An 18,658-nucleotide genomic window follows, 5' to 3' on the forward strand; every position below is an offset into this window, starting at 1 on the left:
GGCTGATTTGGGCCGGTCGCGTCGATTGACTGAACGCCGCCTGCACGCTTCGACGTTCGCGACCAAGTGACGTGAACGGCCCGAACGCGCCGTTCGTGGAGGGTGCGGAGAACGGCTGGAACTTGCCCGAAGAAGCCAAGAGCCTGAGCAGGTACTCCAATGCTCTCCAACTTGCGGTGTCGCTATCTGCTCAAGCGGCTCTATGGTAGACTTGGCGCATTCAGCGGGGGGGATTTCGCGATGGAGTACTACGACCTCGGCGATTACACTCGGAAGATTTCAACGTCGTCAGATAATGCTCAGATATGGTTCGACCGGGGCTTGGCATGGACATATGCCTACAATCACGAAGAGGCGATCGTTTGCTTTCAAAAGGCTATTGCTGCCGACCCGGATTGCGCGATGGCGCATTGGGGCATCGCGTATTGCATCGGACCGAACTATAACAAGCCTTGGGAAACCTTCGAGGACGACGAGAAGCCCGACTGCATCGCGTTGGCGAGAGCATCAATCGATGCCGCCGCCGCGCTTCTGGATGGACTGTCACCCATTGAACGTGCCCTGATCGAGGCAATTCCGGCCCGCTATCCAACCTCGTCAGATATCGAGGATTTCAGCCCGTGGAACGACGCCTTCGCAGCTGCAATGCGTAGAGTGCATGCTGAGTTCAGCAATGACCTGGACGTTTGCGCCGTCTTTGCCGAGTCGATTATGAACCGGACCCCGTGGCAGCTTTGGGATCTGCCGACCGGGAAGCCCGCCGAAGGCGCCGACACGCTTGAGGCAATCAACGTGCTCGACACGGCGTTCTCCACGCTTCCCGGCGCATGGGAACACGCCGGACTTCTGCACATGTATATCCACCTGATGGAAATGTCGCCGCATCCCGAACGTGCGCTGCGCCACGGCGATGCGCTCAGTACCCTGATTCCGGACGCCGGGCATCTACTGCATATGCCGACCCATGTCGACGTTTTGTGCGGCGACTACATGAACGTGGTGCTCCGCAATCAAACGGCCATCGTTGCCGATCGGAAGTTCCTGGAGCGCGAAGGCCCCGACAATTTCTACTCCGTTTATCGCTGCCACAATTACCATTTCAAGATCTACGGCGCGATGTTCCTGGGGCAACCCACTGCAGCGTTGGAAGCAGCTGAAGAACTGATTGCAACATTGCCCTCTGAGACGCTTCGCCCCATGGCCGACTGGTTCGAAGGTTTCATCCCGATGAAGCAACATGTGCTGATCCGGTTTGGACGCTGGCAGGACATTCTCGATCAGGATCTGCCAGCTGATGAAGAACTTTTCAGCGTCACTCTTGCCATGATGCGGTACGCACGAACCGTCGCCTTGGCAAACCAACACAAGATCACCGACGCCGAGAGCGAAAGAGCCAGATTTTACGACGCCCTAGACAACGTGCCGGAAACCAGAATGCTGTTCAACAACACGTGTCGCGACATCCTGAAAGTTGCCGAGCAGATGATGTTGGGTGAGCTTGCCTATCACAAGGGAGAGCATGAGACCGCATTCGAACACCTGCGCAGATCGGTCGAGATTGATGACACGCTGCCCTACGACGAACCCTGGGGTTGGATGCAGCCCACGCGCCACGCGCTCGGCGCCCTTCTTCTGGAGCAAGGCCAGACGGAGGAAGCGGAAGAGGTCTATCGCGCCGACCTTGGTCTGGATAGAACGCTTAGCCGGGCCTGCCAGCATCCAGGCAATGTCTGGAGCCTGCACGGCTTACACGAATGCCTGACCCGGCGCGGTGAGACAGTCGAAGCGCCCCATATCAAACTACAACTGGACAAGGCCGCTGCCCGGGCCGAAGTGCCGATCAAGGCATCGTGTTATTGCCGGCAGAAGGCTTTGGCGGCTGAGTAGTCGACCACCAGACGGACAGCGTGCGTCAATTGTAACGTCCACGTCGGTCGCTGATCTGCCGTCGATGCTGAACGCAGCGAATTTCGGCAGTCCGCCCTCCGCTCAGGTTTCCGCAGCCGCGTGAAGTTGTCTTTCTTCGTGCGGCGATAACGACGCGACCGTCCCAAATCCGACTTTCGACAGACCGACATTATTCCTCCGTGCGGTTCGTCGGAGGAGACGTTTATCGGCGGTGCAGCATGAACGGAGGATCAGGTACCGGCTGGGCGGGACCAGCTCGGAAGGCGCTTCTCCGGGAAGACGTATCGGCTTGTCGCTTGTCAATGCCTGAACCAGGTCTCCATTCCAGAACGTGCTAATTCGCCAATGCCCGAACTAGCCTAGTTTGTTGCAGAGCTGGCCTTCACTTGTCCACCCCGCAACCCGACCATCAGGCCCAAGGCGAAATACCCATCGGCAAGTGGAAAAAGTGCGGCCCGCACTAAGACTGGTCGCAGTTCCACTGCCGCTCAAGGAGGTTGTAGCCGTGGTCTGACGAGCTGGTGATCCGGGTCGGCGTGTTTCATAGACCAAGGCGGTTGCGGTGCGGCTTCGCGGCTGTCCCAGCTCGTATTCAAGCTCAGAAGCGCTTTTCCCGACTAGTAGCTGTGCGGTTCTACTGTTCAGCTCCACAGAGGGTGAAGTTGGCGTGCATGCTGAGAGCAAAAAGGCAATAGTCAGCATCGAATTCGCAGAGTGTTTCATCCATAAATTCCACTGCCGTTCCACCGGTTCACGAACTACTTCGATTCCTCGTTCCGTCAAGCCGCCGTTACGCGTTGCTGCAGAGATCGGAGGAAAGTGTTTCTATATGAGCGAGGGGACCGATCGTTATTCCGCTCGCCCGGCAACGCTGTCGTGTTCGGTGATTCTGAGCCTTTGGCCCGTGAAAACGTCGCTTCCTGCGCATTGCTGCCGGTCACGATAGATGAGCGCTTTGCTCGTGCAGCATCTTCGGTGAACCAGAAGCGGCCATTCAAGGTGTGCGCGGCGATTGGCAGTGAAGAGCCCCGAAGCGGACATCCTTGACTTGGCCTGCAGTAGGCCGATTTGTGCGGCATGACTGATCTTTCGAATCAATTGCTGGATGAACTGAGCCTCGACGAGGCTGACCGACCCAAAGCGCCGCCAGTGCCGGAGGCAACGGACATACACCGTCGCCAAGGCCGACAACTGGCCTCCATCCACAGTCATTACCTTAGAGAAATGGCTCAAATCGGCGCGATCCTGGCTAGGATCGAAGCGCGGGACACTCCGCCTGAGCACTTGAAGCGGCTCGTGCTTTCACTCGATATGGCTGAGAATTTTCGAGTGTTCGGATCGCTGTGCGGCCGTGAATGCCAAGTGCTCAAGTTTCACCACGACATTGAAAGCGCCGACATGTTTCCCCGGATTGAGGCCGCGGGTGCCGGCAGGTTTCGCGAGATTGTGGCGAAGCTGAAGGCGGAGCACGAGGTCGTCCATGAGTTGATCATCCGCCTCAGTCGTGCGGCACATACATTGGCGGAAGACCCCTCAGAGGCAAATTTCGTTCGAGCCGCAAATACATTCCGGAAACTGGAAGAGGTCGTGCGCTCCCATTTCGGCTACGAGGAAACCGAGTTGGCGGAGGCTATCGGGTATTACCTCGGATCGATCTGACGCCGCCCTATCGTGAGACTCTCGCTCCCGGCCTTGAAGTGCGGCAATAATAGCCACTTCAACCGAAAGCAGATGTCGCTGACGAGACAGGCGGCGTGCCAAGCCAAAATGTGAGCGATCTCGTGAGATGTCCGCTCTGGGCCCAGAGTCACAGGAAACGTGCGGCGCCTTCTCGCAGACGCGGCAAGTCCTCGGACAGCGCGAACGACCCAGTGCCGCCGTTCAAAGAATGCGCCTGTCCTGCGGTTCGGCAGCACTGAACCAGCCATTTGTTGATTGCGCAGCATCCGATACGAAGCTGAAATGGTTACCTAACTGTGCTCGACGTCCGTCAGGCTCCATCCTTCTTGGGAGACTTGTCGACTCCAGCCGCTGCGCGCAGGGCATCGATGTCGGTCACGCTCATCCGACCATAGCTGCGCCGAATGATGCCGTTGCGTTCAAACTCCTCAAGGTGAGATCCGACGACTGAACGGGAGAGGTTTGCCATCTGCGCGAGGTCGGATTGCGTGACGTCGATCTCCGACGAGACGGAGTCTTCTGCGGTTCCGAGACGCGCACCGCATAGACGGACAAGCACGGCAGCGAGGCGCGCCTTGGAGGAGCGGATCATCGCATCGTCGAGCGCCGCGACCGCAAGGCTCAGGTGCTCAAAGGCCAGCAGCCCGATGCCACGCCACAGTTCCGGCCGCTCGCGTGCAAGCGTTTCGATGGTCTTGGCTCCGATGAAAAGGTACTCGCACGAGCGTAACGCGGACATCGAGGTGATCCGCGGCGAGTCTGCGAGAAACTCGGCCTCGCCGAGCCACGCACCGGCGTGAAAGGTACTCAACATCGAAGGTCCGTGACGAGACCAAATCGTATCCATCCGCACACTTCCCGAGATCAATCCGTAGAGGCCGTCGGGTTTATCGCCATAGGTCCAGAAAACCGTACCTGAAGGGCATTTGTGACGAACGGCGGCATCGCGGACACGTTGCGCCAGATCCGCGGGTAGGACGGACAACCAGTCTGCGCGTGAAAGAAGCGCGTCCGCGCCATCAGGTGGCGAATGCATGTGATCAATCTCCCCGCGCCAAATGCCTGAAACCGGCATTCCTTGATGCCTATGCGTGCTACCTTGCTGTTGCGGCAGGTGTCCAGATCTGACCGATCATTTATCGCATGGGGCGTCGGCATACATGTGCCTTCGCCTCTCAATGGGAGGATATTCATGCGTTCTGTTGTACTTGCAGCGACCTTGGGCTGCGCACCTCTCTTCGCAGCAACGGCTCAGGAACTCCCGGGGCTCAGGCCCGGCACGGATATCGAGTATTCGCCCTACCTGCAGGAGGACTTTCCGAACCAGGTCTTCTTCGGCGATACACACTTGCACACATCGTTCTCGGCCGATGCCGGGTTGGTCGGTGCAACGACGACGCCAGACGACGCGTTCCTTTTCGCCAAGGGCGAGGAAGTGATCTCCTCCAATGGCATCCCGGCGCGTCTTCAGCGACCGCTCGACTGGCTCGTGGTGACGGATCATGCGGAGAACCTCGGCATCCCTGCCGCCCTCGCGGCCGAAGACCCCGTCCTGACCGACACCGAATGGGGCGCCCAACTGGCCGAAATCGCTGCACCTGGCACGGAGGAATCGATGGTCGCCTCCTACGAATTCTGGATGCAGGCAACCTTCGCCGGCGAGGACCCATTGGCGGGGACGCCGTTCGGGCAGACCATGTGGAAGAAGGCGACCGAGGCCACTGAGCGCCACAACGACCCGGGCGCCTTCACCGCCTTCATCGGCTTCGAATGGACCTCGCAGCCCAATGGGTCGAACATGCACCGGAACATCATCTACCGGGACGGTAAGGACCTCGCCGACCGGAAGGTGCCGATCAGTTCCTATGACAGCGACGATCCAGAGGTGCTCTGGGACTGGATGGCCGACTACGAGGAAACAACGGGCGGCCGGATGTTCGCGATCCCGCATGGCGGCAACCTCTCCAACGGCCTGATGTTCGATGATATCACCCTGTCCGGTGAGCCGCTTACGGCGGACTACGCGGAGCGCCGCATGCAATACGAACCACTCTACGAGATCACGCAAATGAAGGGCGACGGCGAAGCCCACCCGATGCTCTCGCCCGACGACGCGTTTGCGGATTATGGCACATGGGACAAGGGCAGCTTCGGCCCTGAGCCGAAGACGCCGGACATGCTGCCCAAGGAATATGCCCGCTCCGCCCTGAAGCGTGGCCTCGCGTACGAAGCCGAACTCGGCGCCAACCCGTTCAAGTTCGGCGTCGTCGGCTCGACGGACGCGCACACCGGTCTGTCGACGTCGACGGAGGACAACTTTTTCGGCAAGGTCGCGCTCGTCGAGCCTACGGGCAATCCGATCCGCTACGAGGAAGCAATCACCGGCCGTGCGACACCTGATCCAGCCGACGACCTGACCCATGCGGACGCAATCGCATCCGGGATCGCCGCGGTCTGGGCGCGGGAGAACACGCGCGAGGCGCTCTGGGACGCGATGGAGCGGAAGGAAGTCTACGCGACGACGGGAACGCGCCTCCGGGTCCGTGTTTTTGGCGGGTGGGATTTCGAGGAAGCGGACATGACCCGTTCCGACTTCGCCGCGCACGGCTACGAGGCCGGCGTTCCGATGGGCTCTGATCTGAGTGACGGGCCAGAAGGCGCCGTGCCGAAGCTTCTGATCCGTGCGCTGCGCGACCCCGATGGGGCCAATCTCGACCGGATCCAGGTGGTCAAGGGTTGGATCTCGGCTGAAGGACCGGGGGAGCGGGTTTACGACGTGGCATGGTCGGACGACCGCCAGCCCGACGCCGATGGCAAGCTGCCCCCGGTTGGCGATACGGTGGACCCGCAGACGGCAACCTATACGAACGCGATCGGGGAGCCCTATCTCGACGCCTTCTGGGCGGACCCGGATTTCGACCCGTCGCAGCGCGCCTTCTACTACGTCCGCGTGCTCGAAATCCCAACTCCGCGCTGGACGACCTATGACAGCGTCTTCTTCGGTATCGACCTACCCGAGACCGTGGATGCCAGCCAGCAGGAGCGCGCGTACACTTCGCCAATCTGGTACACGCCGGGTTGACCGATCACTTCGTCTCGCTCAATCGAGAAAAAAACGGCTCGATTGCCGTGACAAGGGCGGCGCTACCCTCGTGGCGCCGCCCTACCTTACCGCCGCCGCCCTTCCGAAGCGTCATTTTAGTCTGTGAAATACTGCCAACGGAGCCGTTTCTGGTGACCGCAACTGCCATTCACGAAGGTCGGATTCTCAGCCCGACGAGCGGGCGCCTTTCGACTGCTGCGGATTCACACTTCCCGCCCTTCCTTACGAATGCTGCGCGCACAGGCTTGCGACTGGGTCGACTACGTTCGGAGATGAAGTCCCCTAAGCCGCTGGCATTACGCCCTCCGCTTCGGCCGCCAAGGCTTCAGGGTTCTTGATCAAGGTAAGGGCGTATTTCAGTTCAATCATGTTCCTGGCTTCAAAGTCCTTGAGAAGCAAAGATGCCGTTGATGGAGACAGGTTCGCCAGAGCCGAGATTTCAGCCTGACTGGCCGGGACTTTGTCCATTTCGACATTGCTTTGGTGGATACCTCTTCGGCCGCACAATCGAAGGAGTGTCGCCGCCAAACGCATACGGCCTGTTCGAAGAAGAAGGTCGTTTGCAGCTGACATCGACAGCAAGAGTGTGAGAGCACATAATGCGCCGAGGGCTACGAGTACTTCGGGGCGGCGCTTCGAAAGACGTCGAAACCCGGCATAAGGAACTCGAACTAATTCGGCGCGTCCGGCGACATTGTGCTCCACGACACCTGGAGAATTCAGGAAAAGCTCAGCAGATCCAAACCAAGTTCCGGGGCCATGAACGTGGGCAAGAGCCGGTTCCATTTCGTTGCTGCCGACGAGGACCCGCACTTGACCCGACGCAATGCCCCAGATGTACTCCTGTTTCTGACCGAACCCGTAGATCACGTCCTGATCGCTAAAGGATACACTTTCCGAGAGCGCTCGAACCTCCTCCAGCGCGTCGTTGGACAGGCTGCCGAGCCAAGTTGCCTTGAACGGGTCTGCGACCTGCAACTCCTCCAAAACCTCCGAAATCAGAAAGTCTTGAGTGACCGTCTCCGCTATCGTTTCAGGTGTCAACCGCGAGGGTTGCGCAAAGATTGACGCAGATGGGTTGGAAAAGATGAATATATTTCATTGTCTTGCTGGTTTTGTTTTTGCGGTGCCTGGCATTGTCTTCGCGCAGGAGGTGGTTCCCGAGGCCACAGCTGGGTTCCTCAAGGGGAGACCCTATTCACCTTATGCGGACCGTGCGTTTCCGGAGCGCGTGTTCTTCGGGGATACGCATGTGCACACGGCGCTGTCGGCGGATGCCGGTGGTGGCGGTACCCGGTTGATGCCGCGCGACGCCTACCGGTTCGCACGCGGTGAACAGGTCACTTCGAATACCGGGCAGCCCGTCAAGCTGCCACGTCCTTTCGACTTCTACATGATCACCGACCACTCAGACGGCATGGGCGCGATCACCGACATCCTTTCGGGCGCACCGAACATTCTGGCCGATGAACAAGGCCGTCGTTTTCATGAGGCCTTCAACCAAGGCGGTGAAATTGCACTGCGAGCCTCTCAGGAGATGACCGCGAGTTTCGCGCAAGGCACGATCAGTCCAGCCTTGAACTACCAGCCGGGCAACCCGGCTTATGAGCGGGTTTGGGACGATCTGATCAGCATTGCTGAGGAGTTCAATCAGCCAGGGGTCTTTACGACCTTCGCCGCGTTTGAATGGACGTCCCTGGTGCAAGGCAACAATCTGCACCGCAACATCATACTGCGTGATGGGCCGGAGAAGACGGGCCAAATCGTGCCCTATACCACGACACCACCGCTTGGATCGTCCAACCCACGCGACCTTTACGCTTGGCTTCAGATTTATGAGGACACGACCGGCGGCGACGCGCTCGCCATTGCCCATAACGGAAACCTTTCGAACGGCTGGATGTTCTCGCTCGTCGACGACTTTGCCGATGGCACCCCGCCCCTCGACCGGGACTACGCCGAACAGCGCCAGAAATGGGAACCGCTCTACGAGTGGTCTCAATACAAGGGTGACGGCGAGACACATCCGTTGCTGTCGTCCGAGGACGAGTTCGCCGATTTCGAAACCTGGGATTATGGCAACCTCGACGCGTCGGTGGCCAAGACACCGGAGATGCTGCCTGGCGAGTATGCCCGTTCCGGCCTTCTGCGTGGTCTGGCGCTTCAAGCCGAGTTGGGGGTGAACCCGTACAAGTTCGGAGCAAACGCCGCGACAGATACACATATCGGGATAACGACAGTTTCCGAGGACAACTTCTTCAGCAAGCAGGTTCCTTACGAACCGAGCGCAGAGCGTGCGAGCCACGTCGGCAAAGCGTTCGCCGATGGCAACGTCGCCTATTATGGGTCTGCCTACAGCGCTGCCGGACTCACCGCAGTCTGGGCGCGCAAAAACACCCGCGGTGCAATTTTCGATGCGATGGAACGTCGCGAAGCCTATGCCACCACCGGACCGCGCATGTCGGTGCGCTTCTTCGGTGGCGACTACGATCCCGATGCGCTCGCCCGTCGCGACCTGGCGCGCATCGGTTACTCAGGTGGCGTGCCGATGGGCGGCGACCTCAGCGTCGCCGAAGGCGAAGCCCCGGACTTCCTCGTCTATTCCCTGCGGGATGCAGTGGGCGCCAATCTCGACCGCATCCAGATCGTCAAGGGCTGGATCGACACCGAGACGGGCGCGGCCATGGAGAGGGTCTACGACGTGGCCTGGGGCGGAGAACGATCACCTGGCGCGGACGGCATGCTGCCGCCTGTCGGCAACACCGTCGACCTCTCGATTCCGTCCTGGACCAACACAATTGGATCGCCAGAGCTTGGCGCGGTCTGGACTGACCCGGATTTCGACCCGGCCGAACCCGCCTTCTACTACGCCCGCGTGATCGAGATCCCGACGCCACGATGGACAGCCTATGACGCGGTGAAGTTCGGCGCCGAGATGCCGGAAGGCACGCCAATGACCACACAGGATCGCGCTTACACCTCGCCGATTTGGTTTACGCCCGACTAGGGAGCTGCTTCCATGAGAAAGCTGCTGATAACGGTCATGTGCGTCACTTCCCCGTTGGCTGTGAGCGGACAAGACGCGCCACATGTGGAACCAGCCGACACGGAGGCTTACTCGCCCTATAAAGGGCAGGATTTTCCCAATCGGGTGCTCTTCGGGGATACGCATCTCCACACGGCATACTCGGCCGATACCGGGTTGGCCTATGCAACGCTTACACCCGAAGACGCCTTTCGGTTCGCAAAGGGCGAAATGGTCGGGTCGGAATTCCTGTAGCCAGGCCGCTTCCATGAGCGGCTGCACATCTCCACCCGCAAGTATGCTCGCCTTGTTCGAGAATGGGTCCAATCGATTGGGCTGGATCCCACTTCGTACGGAACTCACCCGATGCGTCGAACCAAGGTTGCCCAGATATATAGAAAAACTGGCAACCTTTGAGCGGTGCAACTGTTACTGGGACACACGAAGATGGATAGCACTGTCCATTATCTCGGTGTCGATTTGGAGAATGCACTGTCAATCGCTGAGTCTGTAGAGATCTGACGAGTTGGGCCGGTCCACGCGATCGACCCATCTTGGCGTTACGCCGGTTTTCCGAGTCAGCTTTGCCGACACTGCAGTCATCTGACAAAAGTGATCGGATGTCCGTTTCGAGCGCGGGACATCGAGGGCAGATGTCCGAAACCTCTCGCGTCAGACACCGATATTCCGGGTTCGTATCTCCGCGAGGAGAGGATTTCCAATTAACGTGGTGTGGGCTGCGACGAGCGGCACGCCGCGACCTGTTTGAGGTTGGTCTTGTGGATGTTACGGTCAGATAGGCCCGCAGATGTAAGAGTCGTGTGGCTTGTCTTTGATCCGTCAGCATTTACGCACTGCAGGAGATACCTCATGCGCCTCGCATCATGCACTGCCATTGGCTTCCTGTTAGCACTTCCCATCGATGCGCAGGACATCGCCGTGACAGAGGAAGATATCAATATCGGCAGCCAGGAATACTCGCCCTATCTTCATCAGAGTTTTCCCGACCGCGTCTTCTTCGGTGATACGCATCTGCACACAAGCTACTCCACCGACGCAGGGATGGTGGGCAACAGGCTCGGACCGGACGAGGCATTGCGCTTCGCCAAGGGAGAGACGGTCATTTCCTCGACGGGACTTCCCGCACGCCTGATCCGCTCCCTCGACTTCCTAGTCGTTGCAGACCACGCAGAAAATCTGGGCCTCGCGCCAATGATCGAGGTTTCCGATCCTGAGCTGCTCAGAGACCCGCAGGGCAAGAAATACCACGACCTCGTCAAGTCGGGGAACGGTTGGGAAGCGTACCAGCTCTGGAAAAAATCTGGCGCCGCCCTCGAAGATTCCATGCCGAACCCAAAACTTCAGGCGAAAGCCTGGAACCAGATCATCGACACGGTCGATCACCACAACCAACCCGGTGTCTTCACGGCGTTCCATGGCTTCGAGTGGACCTCCTCGCCGGATCTGCGCAACCTCCATCGGAATGTCATTTTCCGTGACGGTGCCGAGGAAGCCCGACAAGTCATTCCGTTCAGCATCTTCGACTCCACTGACCCGGAAGACCTTTGGGACTATATGGAGATGTACGAAGAGACGACCGGCGGCAGCGCCCTTGCCATTCCCCACGGCGGCAACCTCAGTCAGGGCCTTATGTTCGCTGTCGAGCGCATGAATGGCGAACCGATTGATGCCGACTACGCTGAAAGGCGCATGCGGTGGGAGCCCATCTACGAAGCCACCCAGATCAAGGGCGACGGCGAAGTGCATCCGATGCTCTCGCCGAATGACGAATTTGCCGATTACTACCAGTGGGACAAGGGCGATTTCGGGATGAATCCGAAGGAACCGGAGATGCTGCCGAATGAATATGCCCGCAGCGCGCTTATGATCGGCCTGGAACAGGCTGAGAAGACCGGTAGCAATCCGTTCAAGTTCGGCATGATTGGCGCCACAGACAGCCACACGTCGCTTGCATCGACGCGTGAGGAGAACTTCTTCGGGAAGTTCGCTGGCACGGAGCCGGCCACCGATACGCGATACTCCGATCTCGTCAGCCAGGACCTGCGCCCGGACGGGGACGGATCACTGAATGTCTACCACTGGGAATCGCTTGCCGCGGGCCTTGCTGGTGTCTGGGCGAAGGAAAATACGCGAGAGGCGCTGTGGGACGCGATGGCCCGAAAGGAGGTCTACGCGACCACGGGCACGCGCCTTCTGGTCCGGGTTTTTGCTGGATGGAACTTCGGAGCCGATGAAGTCAACCGCCCTGATTTCGCGCGGTACGGCTACCAGAACGGGGTGCCCATGGGAGGCGACCTGAATCGCGCGCCCGATGGCGCCGCGCCGCAATTCATGGTTCGCGTGCTGCGCGACCCGGATGGCGCCAATATTGATCGTATCCAGATGGTTAAAGGCTGGCTCGACCCCAATGGCGAGGCTCAGGAGAAGGTCTTCGACATAGCCTGTGCTGACCGGGAAATCGTTGAGGACAAGTGCAGCGGCCCGGTGGGGGACACCGTGGATGTAGAGAACGCGAGCTATTCCAACACTATTGGTCGTGCCGTGCTCGGCAGCTACTGGGAAGATCCGGAGTTCGACCCTGCGCAACGTGCCTTCTACTACGTGCGCGTTCTTGAGATTCCGACGCCGACCTGGATTGCCCACGACGAGAAGATCTTCGGCAAGCGCGACGCACCCGACGAGGCGCTCCGCAAACACCAGGAACGCGCCTATACATCGCCGATCTGGTACAACCCTGGCTGAGCCGATTGCACCGGCGAGGTTTAAAGTTGATCAGGTCCGGATAGCCGCCATTCACGCATTCTCGCTCAATGGCAGGAATGCGCAGTTTACTGCCGTCCTGGTGCGCTGGGCCGAGACCGATCGAATCGATGGATCGAAGCGGGAGATTTTCTTGACGGTGCGGCCTTCGCTTCACTCGGGCTCAGCGTGTTACGAGATAAACGGCTGCAGCGGCCGCAATTGCGACAATCGAATAGAGTGTGGGGTCGCTGGAAAACGCATCCAGAAAGTTGGTTGCATGCGACTCCATTGAGCCGCCGCCGGCAGAGCCACCTGCTGCAATCCCATATTCCACGAGCATTTCTGCAATCCAACGTTCGCGAGCCTGTGCTGCGATAGTAAATCCCCAATTGGGCAACATGTGGGCAAATCAACAATGGTCGCTGGCGCGAGCGACTACCCAAACCCGGGAACTTCCTGTCGCCACGAATGCGCGGTGATCGCGATATCCGGACCACTCGGAGAGCTTCGGGAAGGTACGCCTATTTCGCGTCAGGCGCCCGTCAGGACCGTTTGGCGAGCGGTCATTTTTCCCCACAACGCTCATACCACCGGCCTCCAAAAGGTGCCGCGCAATGCCGGCGACCAGCGAGCTCATCGACCGTCAGTTCAGCACCACGACGTATTTGACGATGCGGTTGTTGTCGCTGTCGGCGAAGTAATAGGCATCGTCGCGCACAGCGACCCCTTCGGGATCATCCAGCAGGTTCACGCCTTCTCCAGGTATTCCGGTTCCGATCACGCCGAGCAGTCGGTCTTGGTCGGGATCAATAAGAAGTACACGATGGGCATCCTGATCAGCGACGACGAGTTGTCCGAACGCATCGACGGCCAGGTATCGCGGTCCAATGAAACCATATTTTGGTCCCTGCAGGACTTGTAGGCGCTCCAGGTCTTGCGAGAACCGAACAAGCCGCCGATTGAAATTATCCGCGACCCAAATGGTTCCATCCGGCGCCTCCTCGACGTCATGAGCGCCGGGCATTCCGCTCGCCGAAGCGACGACTTCATTGCTTTCAATGGCGACCAGTTCTCCCGTGCCGGACGCCATGACGTAGAGCCGACCGTTTGAATGCGCCAGCGCGCCTTCTGTCCGCGGAAATGTCCCAAGCAATCCCTCGCTGGTCGCCGTGCCATCGCTAAACGAAAATACCGCAACAGCACTTGATCCCGTTACGGCGACATAGGCTTTCCCATCCGGGCCGAAGGAGATGTCATGAACATTCGGCAGAAATCCATCGCCGAACGTGCCAACCAGTTCCAGCGTATCCGGATCCAGAATTGCAATGCGACTTCCGAACTTGTCAGCCACGTAGAGACGCCCGTCGGGGCCGAAGGCAAGGTCGTGAGGGTCGTTGAGGATGGCCTCGCTTGCACTGTGAAAAGACGCAAATGGTGCGGTCGAATCTTGTGCAGAGGCAGCCAGCACGGGGAGTAAGGCGAGACAAAATCCCGCCAGCGAACTTCGAGCAAAGGCATGCATGAGGACCTCCGTTGGCTTTCGTGGACAGTAGCATCATGCCGTCGCGCGCCAAATCCCAAGATCGTCCGCTCAATGGCCGCGGCGGGTTCCGTGCCGGTATTCGCGCAAATCGACAAGGCGAATGGACGTTCGTGGACCAGATTGAGTCCGTCGTTGGTGGGGACGAGTGTCAGCCACACCTCGGGTTCATCTGGCAGCCATTCGCCGCGTGTTGAAGCGACGACCGGTTAGCAGGCCAAGCCGTCGTCGCGTGGTCGTCGGCTCAGGGTTCATGTCCAGCCCTGCAGAAAACGAAACTGAAGCTACGCATCGCAGCAATGAAAGCGCGGAGACGGCTGTCAGTTTCAGCTCTCGTACCCCGTCAAGCGCACCACCTTCCCGAGCCGAAGGATGCGATCCGGATTGGGGAACTCGATGAGTACGACCGCTGCGCCGGATGCTGGGGCAAGGTCATAGCTGGCGGTCAGAGGCTGTCCCTTGTGTTCGTATTTTCTACCGTCGGGCAGTATCAGGTCCACCGATATCCTGGCGCCGACATCCGCATCTTTTTCGCCTTCGCGCATCCGGGACACAACGCGCTGCAGTGGCACGGGCGCCCGTATGTGGATCGGATTAAGCTGGACCGGTGTGGCGATTTCCCGACTGTCGTCGATATTGACGTTGGCATTTTCGCGATATCGTGGTGCAGATATCTGCCCGTCGAACGGTGCAAAAAGCTTCTGCGCCGGCAGCATCTCGGCAGCCATGTCGCGCTGGATTTCCAACGTTCGGTGGTCGGCTTTCTGATGATCTGGCCGAGGGCGTTTCCATAGTTCTCAACGTAGTCCACACCGAAACATGTCGCCTGTTTTCCAGCCAATCTGACCAAGGTAGTCGATGTGCTTGGCACCGGCCCGGAACCGGCGTTGATCGACAATCCCGCCGCCACAGCGCAGCTTCTCGAAAGCGGAGCTTGGTGCATGAGCGCGACATAGATGGCCGCGGCAGGCAAATCTACTGGCAGTAAAACCCATTCTGTCTAGGGTGACTTGAAAAAAACCAAGCCAACGAATGTCGAACACGAAGCAGATATTATCCATGTTGCGCAGCCGCGCTGAGGGTGACGAGGACAAGTTCCTCGCGATCGCCTTGCAAGTTGCTGCCGCCGAAGCGCGACAAGGACACCGTACGACAGCAGAGCAACTGCGGGCTGCGGTCGAGGACCTGCGACGCGGCGGTCCTGACAAGCCCACAGTTAGTGTTTCCATGTCGCAGCCGCGCGGTGATCTCGAAGGGCTGCTTGATCTGCGCAAGCCGAGCATTAGCTTGGAGCAAGTTGTACTCGCACCAGCTCTTCGCGAGAAATTGGAACGTGTGGTATTGCAACAGGAACGGCGTACTTGGCTACGCGAAGGCAATCGCACCCCCTCAAGACGTTTGCTTTTTGCAGGACCTCCAGGATCAGGCAAGACGATGACGGCCGAGGCCATGGCTGGACAGCTGCGCTTGCCGTTTCTCGTTGTGCGCCTTGAGGCATTGATCACCCGCTATATGGGCGAGACGTCTGCACAACTTCGCCTCGTCTTCGACGAGACCATTCGGCGGCGCGGAGTCTATCTTTTCGATGAGTTCGATGCGGTTGGTGGCAAACGGGCAGCAACCAATGACGTTGGCGAGATGCGCCGGGTCCTGAACAGCTTTCTACAGTTCATGGAAGAACCCGCCTCCACAGACAGCGTGATACTCGCGGCGACCAACCATCCAGAACTTTTAGACCCCGCATTACAGCGCCGTTTCGATGAAGTACTACAATTTGATATGCCCTCGCCTGATGAGATACGGGAAGTCATCCGCAACAATTTGCGGCCAATGAAGTATCCCCGGATCTCCTGGAAGCGCGTGGTCGATGCCGGAGCCGGTCTAAGCCAGGCCGAGCTTGCCAGAGCGGCTGACGAAGCGGCGAAGGAAGCCCTTCTTAATGAGCGAAATACCATTCTAACAGAAGATTTGCTGGCGCAGCTTGCTGCGCGGCATGACATGCGAATTGCGTTTAAAGGTAGCGAATAACTGGTGCACTGACTATTGGCAGATTACGACCGACCCCACGTTAACATCGAGCGGCTCTTAACACCGCATTCCTACACAGCTCATAAACCCTCGGGCGGGCGCACAAATGCCCGTAATCGCGCACAACACGGTACACGACTAAGCGATGGACTGGTCGCCTCATTCAATGCCGCAGAAGAACGGCGCCCATCCGCAGAGGAACACCCGCCAGGCATTGAGCCCAGTGAAGGCACCTTTGTTACTATCGAACTAAGTCCTTCGGCGCGCGAACTCGATATCGAAAAGCCCGACCGTGGCATTCGGCAAAGCGCTGCCGGAGAAGATCAAAATCGCCGGACGATGGTCCTTCATCTCGAAGATCAATCTGCCCGAGATTACCTTGTTGAACGGGTGGATCGCTACCGTTCTGCCCCTCTGACTGTTGCTGGCAAGCCACCTCTCGCCAGTGAAATGGAACCGATAGAGGATTTTCTACCAACGCAACTTCTCGATGTTTGGCGAGAAGACCCAGCCGCACTGCCCCAAGAAGGAAGCGCGCAGGTCTGGTGGGGGCTTTGGTGTTGGGAAGACTTTACGGATGAAGTAACAGATGTTGCTGTCGCACTCGGGATGCAGGTCGCTCCGCAAGACCGGTGGAGCACCTTCCCAGACATTCGGATCGTTCCTGTCTATGCAACCCGAACGCAGGTTCAGGCGATGCTCGATATTGGTCGCCCTGGACTGGCCGAGATCGGCTTTGCCACTGATGACCCCGCCATACTCGTGAATCTCTCTGGTGAAGAACAAGATGGGCTCGTCGATGACCTCGCAGACCGAATTCAGTGGCCCGGAGCAGACGTGCCAGCAGTTTGTCTTCTCGATACCGGGGTCAATCGAGGTCATCCCTTGATTGAACCTTCACTGCCTTGATTGAACCTTCACTGGCACCGGAAGATGTGCAGGCGCTCGTAGAAGACTGGCAAGGCGATGACCATTACCCGGGCCAGATTGGTCACGGCACGCCAATGGCTGGGCTTGCATTGCACGGGGATTTGACAGGCCCACTCGCTGATCAATCAACGCCAGTTCTACGTCACCGTCTGGAGAGTGTAAAATTCCTACCGCCAACACCAAGGGCTGATGATGATCCAGCCAACTACGGAGCGATCACTCAAGCTGCAGTCGCTTCGGCAGAGGAGCGGCAGCCAGAACGACGACGCATAGTGTGCTCTGCCACAACCAATGATCGTCGGCGCGGAGATCGTCCGACACGCTGGAGTGCCGCTATTGATGAGATCGCGGCGGGCGTTGACGCGGCCGAAGGCGAAGAACCGCCCCGCCGTCTCTTTGTTCAATCCATCGGAAACATCGGCCATGACAATGATTGGTCGAGTATTGAGGATGCCACGCGCCATGCTGGAGAAGACCCGGCGCAGGCCTGGAATGCTCTTACAATTGGCGGGGTCACACTCAAGAACGAGATCGATCCTCACGACCAAGGAGCCTGGTTTCCGTGCGCTGATGTCGGCGAACTCAGCCCTTACTCAAGAACTTCTTGTGATTGGCCCAACGGCACGACACCGGTGAAACCAGAGCTCGTCTTTGAGGCCGGGAACCGTGCGGTGTCCGCCTTCCAAGACCAGGTTTCAGATGCGATGCCCTCACTGTCTCTCGTCTCCACTGGCAAGGGTGGGGTTGGCGATGCCCTCGTACCGTTTCACGCAACCAGCGCAGCGACAGATCAAGCCGCTAGAATGGCTGCGCAAATCTCTGCAGAGCATCCAGACTTTTGGCCTGAAACGGTGCGGGCGCTGATGGTACACAGTGCGCGCTGGACAAACCCGATGATGACTGAAGTCACCAATGCCAGCGGCATGACTGGGCGGAGTGCGTTGCGCCGAAAATTCGGCTACGGGCAACCTGACTTGCCGCGTGCGCTTGCGTCTGCGTCCAACGATCTTGCGCTCTTCTCGCAGGCTTTCATTCAGCCTTATGATCGACCCGACATTAGCAGGCGCGACCCAAATCAACGCGTGGGGCGCATCACATATGGAAATGCCCACTACTATGATTTCCCCTGGCCCACTCAGATCCTTGAACAACTGGAGAATTGCCCGGTCAAGTTAAGGATCACACTGTCATACTTTGTGGAGCCCTACCCCTTGAAAGGGTCCATGCTCGATCCAGCGCGCTACAGGTCATTCGGTCTCCGTTTTGATCTAAAGCGCCGACGTGAAACCGAAAGAGAGTTCCAAAGCCGCTTCAACTCCGAGATGGGTGACCGGTCGGGCGTCGGTGAAGGAGATCCTGATTGGGATTTTGGACCCAAATCTGTCTCAGCCGGATCGCTTCATTGCGACACCTGGACCGGAACTGCGGTGGAGCTTGCTTCTCGAGATCAGTTGGCCATCTATCCCGTCATGGGATGGTGGCGAGACCGGCCAAGTCAGAATAGGTACTTGGATAAGGCCCGGTATGCGCTGGTTGTCACTTTGGAAGCGCCAGAGGCAGGGGTCGACCTGCAAGCCCATGTTGCTGCGACGGTAGATGCCATGATTGCGGCAAGAGTTGCCGCTCAGACTTATGTCCCTATTGATGTTCAAACGTGATCCTCGACGCCTCGCTCCACGCC

General features: G+C 58.7%; 12 protein-coding genes and 1 pseudogene. 9 read left to right on the forward strand and 4 right to left on the reverse strand.

Features of this window, described 5'->3' with window-relative positions; genetic code table 11:
• The first annotated feature begins 159 nt into the window (after positions 1-159).
• A complete protein-coding gene (locus ARC39_RS24780) occupies positions 160-1,887 on the forward strand; it encodes a hypothetical protein (RefSeq protein ID WP_368085993.1) in 1,728 nt (575 codons plus the stop codon).
• A gap of 1,098 nt (positions 1,888-2,985) precedes the next feature.
• Positions 2,986-3,567 carry a hemerythrin domain-containing protein gene (locus tag ARC39_RS25475; protein ID WP_078059463.1) on the forward strand — a complete coding sequence of 194 codons (582 nt, stop codon included), beginning with the start codon at positions 2,986-2,988 and terminating at the stop codon, positions 3,565-3,567.
• A 331-nt stretch (positions 3,568-3,898) separates the two neighbouring features.
• Here the strand turns inward: ARC39_RS25475 and ARC39_RS24795 are convergent, their stop codons facing one another.
• Positions 3,899-4,624, reverse strand: coding sequence for a Crp/Fnr family transcriptional regulator (locus tag ARC39_RS24795; RefSeq protein ID WP_068119463.1), 726 nt, complete (start codon positions 4,622-4,624; stop codon positions 3,899-3,901).
• Positions 4,625-4,780: 156 nt separating this feature from the next.
• Between ARC39_RS24795 and ARC39_RS24800 the strand changes: the two genes are divergently transcribed.
• Complete coding sequence (locus tag ARC39_RS24800) at positions 4,781-6,670, forward strand: DUF3604 domain-containing protein (RefSeq protein ID WP_068119466.1); 1,890 nt, start codon at positions 4,781-4,783, stop codon at positions 6,668-6,670.
• Between the two features lie 303 nt (positions 6,671-6,973).
• Here ARC39_RS24800 and ARC39_RS24805 read toward each other — a convergent pair whose 3' ends face one another.
• Positions 6,974-7,735 carry a Crp/Fnr family transcriptional regulator gene (locus ARC39_RS24805; RefSeq protein WP_068119468.1) on the reverse strand — a complete coding sequence of 254 codons (762 nt, stop codon included), beginning with the start codon at positions 7,733-7,735 and terminating at the stop codon, positions 6,974-6,976.
• 43 nt (positions 7,736-7,778) lie between these two features.
• On the opposite strand from ARC39_RS24805, the gene ARC39_RS24810 reads away from it, so the two are divergent.
• The 3 genes and pseudogenes from ARC39_RS24810 to ARC39_RS24820 all read left to right on the forward strand — a co-directional run bounded on the left by ARC39_RS24810 (position 7,779) and on the right by ARC39_RS24820 (position 12,479).
• Complete coding sequence (locus ARC39_RS24810; RefSeq protein WP_068119471.1) at positions 7,779-9,698, forward strand: DUF3604 domain-containing protein; 1,920 nt, start codon at positions 7,779-7,781, stop codon at positions 9,696-9,698.
• A 36-nt stretch (positions 9,699-9,734) separates the two neighbouring features.
• Positions 9,735-10,238: pseudogene (locus ARC39_RS26445) on the forward strand (DUF3604 domain-containing protein).
• Positions 10,239-10,586: 348 nt separating this feature from the next.
• Entirely contained in the window at positions 10,587-12,479 is a 1,893-nt protein-coding gene (locus tag ARC39_RS24820; protein WP_068119477.1) for a DUF3604 domain-containing protein, read from the forward strand.
• A 643-nt stretch (positions 12,480-13,122) separates the two neighbouring features.
• On the opposite strand, the gene ARC39_RS24825 is transcribed toward ARC39_RS24820, so the two are convergent.
• A complete protein-coding gene (locus ARC39_RS24825; protein WP_068119481.1) occupies positions 13,123-14,001 on the reverse strand; it encodes a Vgb family protein in 879 nt (292 codons plus the stop codon).
• Positions 14,002-14,345: 344 nt separating this feature from the next.
• Positions 14,346-14,747 (reverse strand): efflux RND transporter periplasmic adaptor subunit, encoded by a 402-nt coding sequence (locus ARC39_RS24830; protein ID WP_068119483.1) that lies wholly within the window; start codon positions 14,745-14,747, stop codon positions 14,346-14,348.
• Positions 14,748-15,078: 331 nt separating this feature from the next.
• Here ARC39_RS24830 and ARC39_RS24835 point away from each other — a divergent pair, with 331 nt between their 5' ends.
• From ARC39_RS24835 to ARC39_RS25480, 3 genes are read left to right on the forward strand one after another with little or no spacing between them, the layout of a single operon-like run.
• Positions 15,079-16,047, forward strand: a complete 969-nt coding sequence (locus ARC39_RS24835; RefSeq protein ID WP_236545400.1) for an AAA family ATPase — start codon at positions 15,079-15,081, stop codon at positions 16,045-16,047.
• A 15-nt stretch (positions 16,048-16,062) separates the two neighbouring features.
• Complete coding sequence (locus ARC39_RS25755) at positions 16,063-16,956, forward strand: hypothetical protein (protein WP_149866551.1); 894 nt, start codon at positions 16,063-16,065, stop codon at positions 16,954-16,956.
• A complete protein-coding gene (locus ARC39_RS25480) occupies positions 16,953-18,635 on the forward strand; it encodes a S8 family peptidase (protein ID WP_078059465.1) in 1,683 nt (560 codons plus the stop codon). Before ARC39_RS25755 ends, ARC39_RS25480 begins: the two co-directional genes overlap by 4 nt.
• The last annotated feature ends 23 nt before the right edge of the window (positions 18,636-18,658 follow it).

The sequence above is a fragment of the Tropicimonas marinistellae genome (assembly GCF_001509585.1).
Classification (GTDB): Bacteria; Pseudomonadota; Alphaproteobacteria; order Rhodobacterales; family Rhodobacteraceae; genus Tropicimonas; species Tropicimonas marinistellae.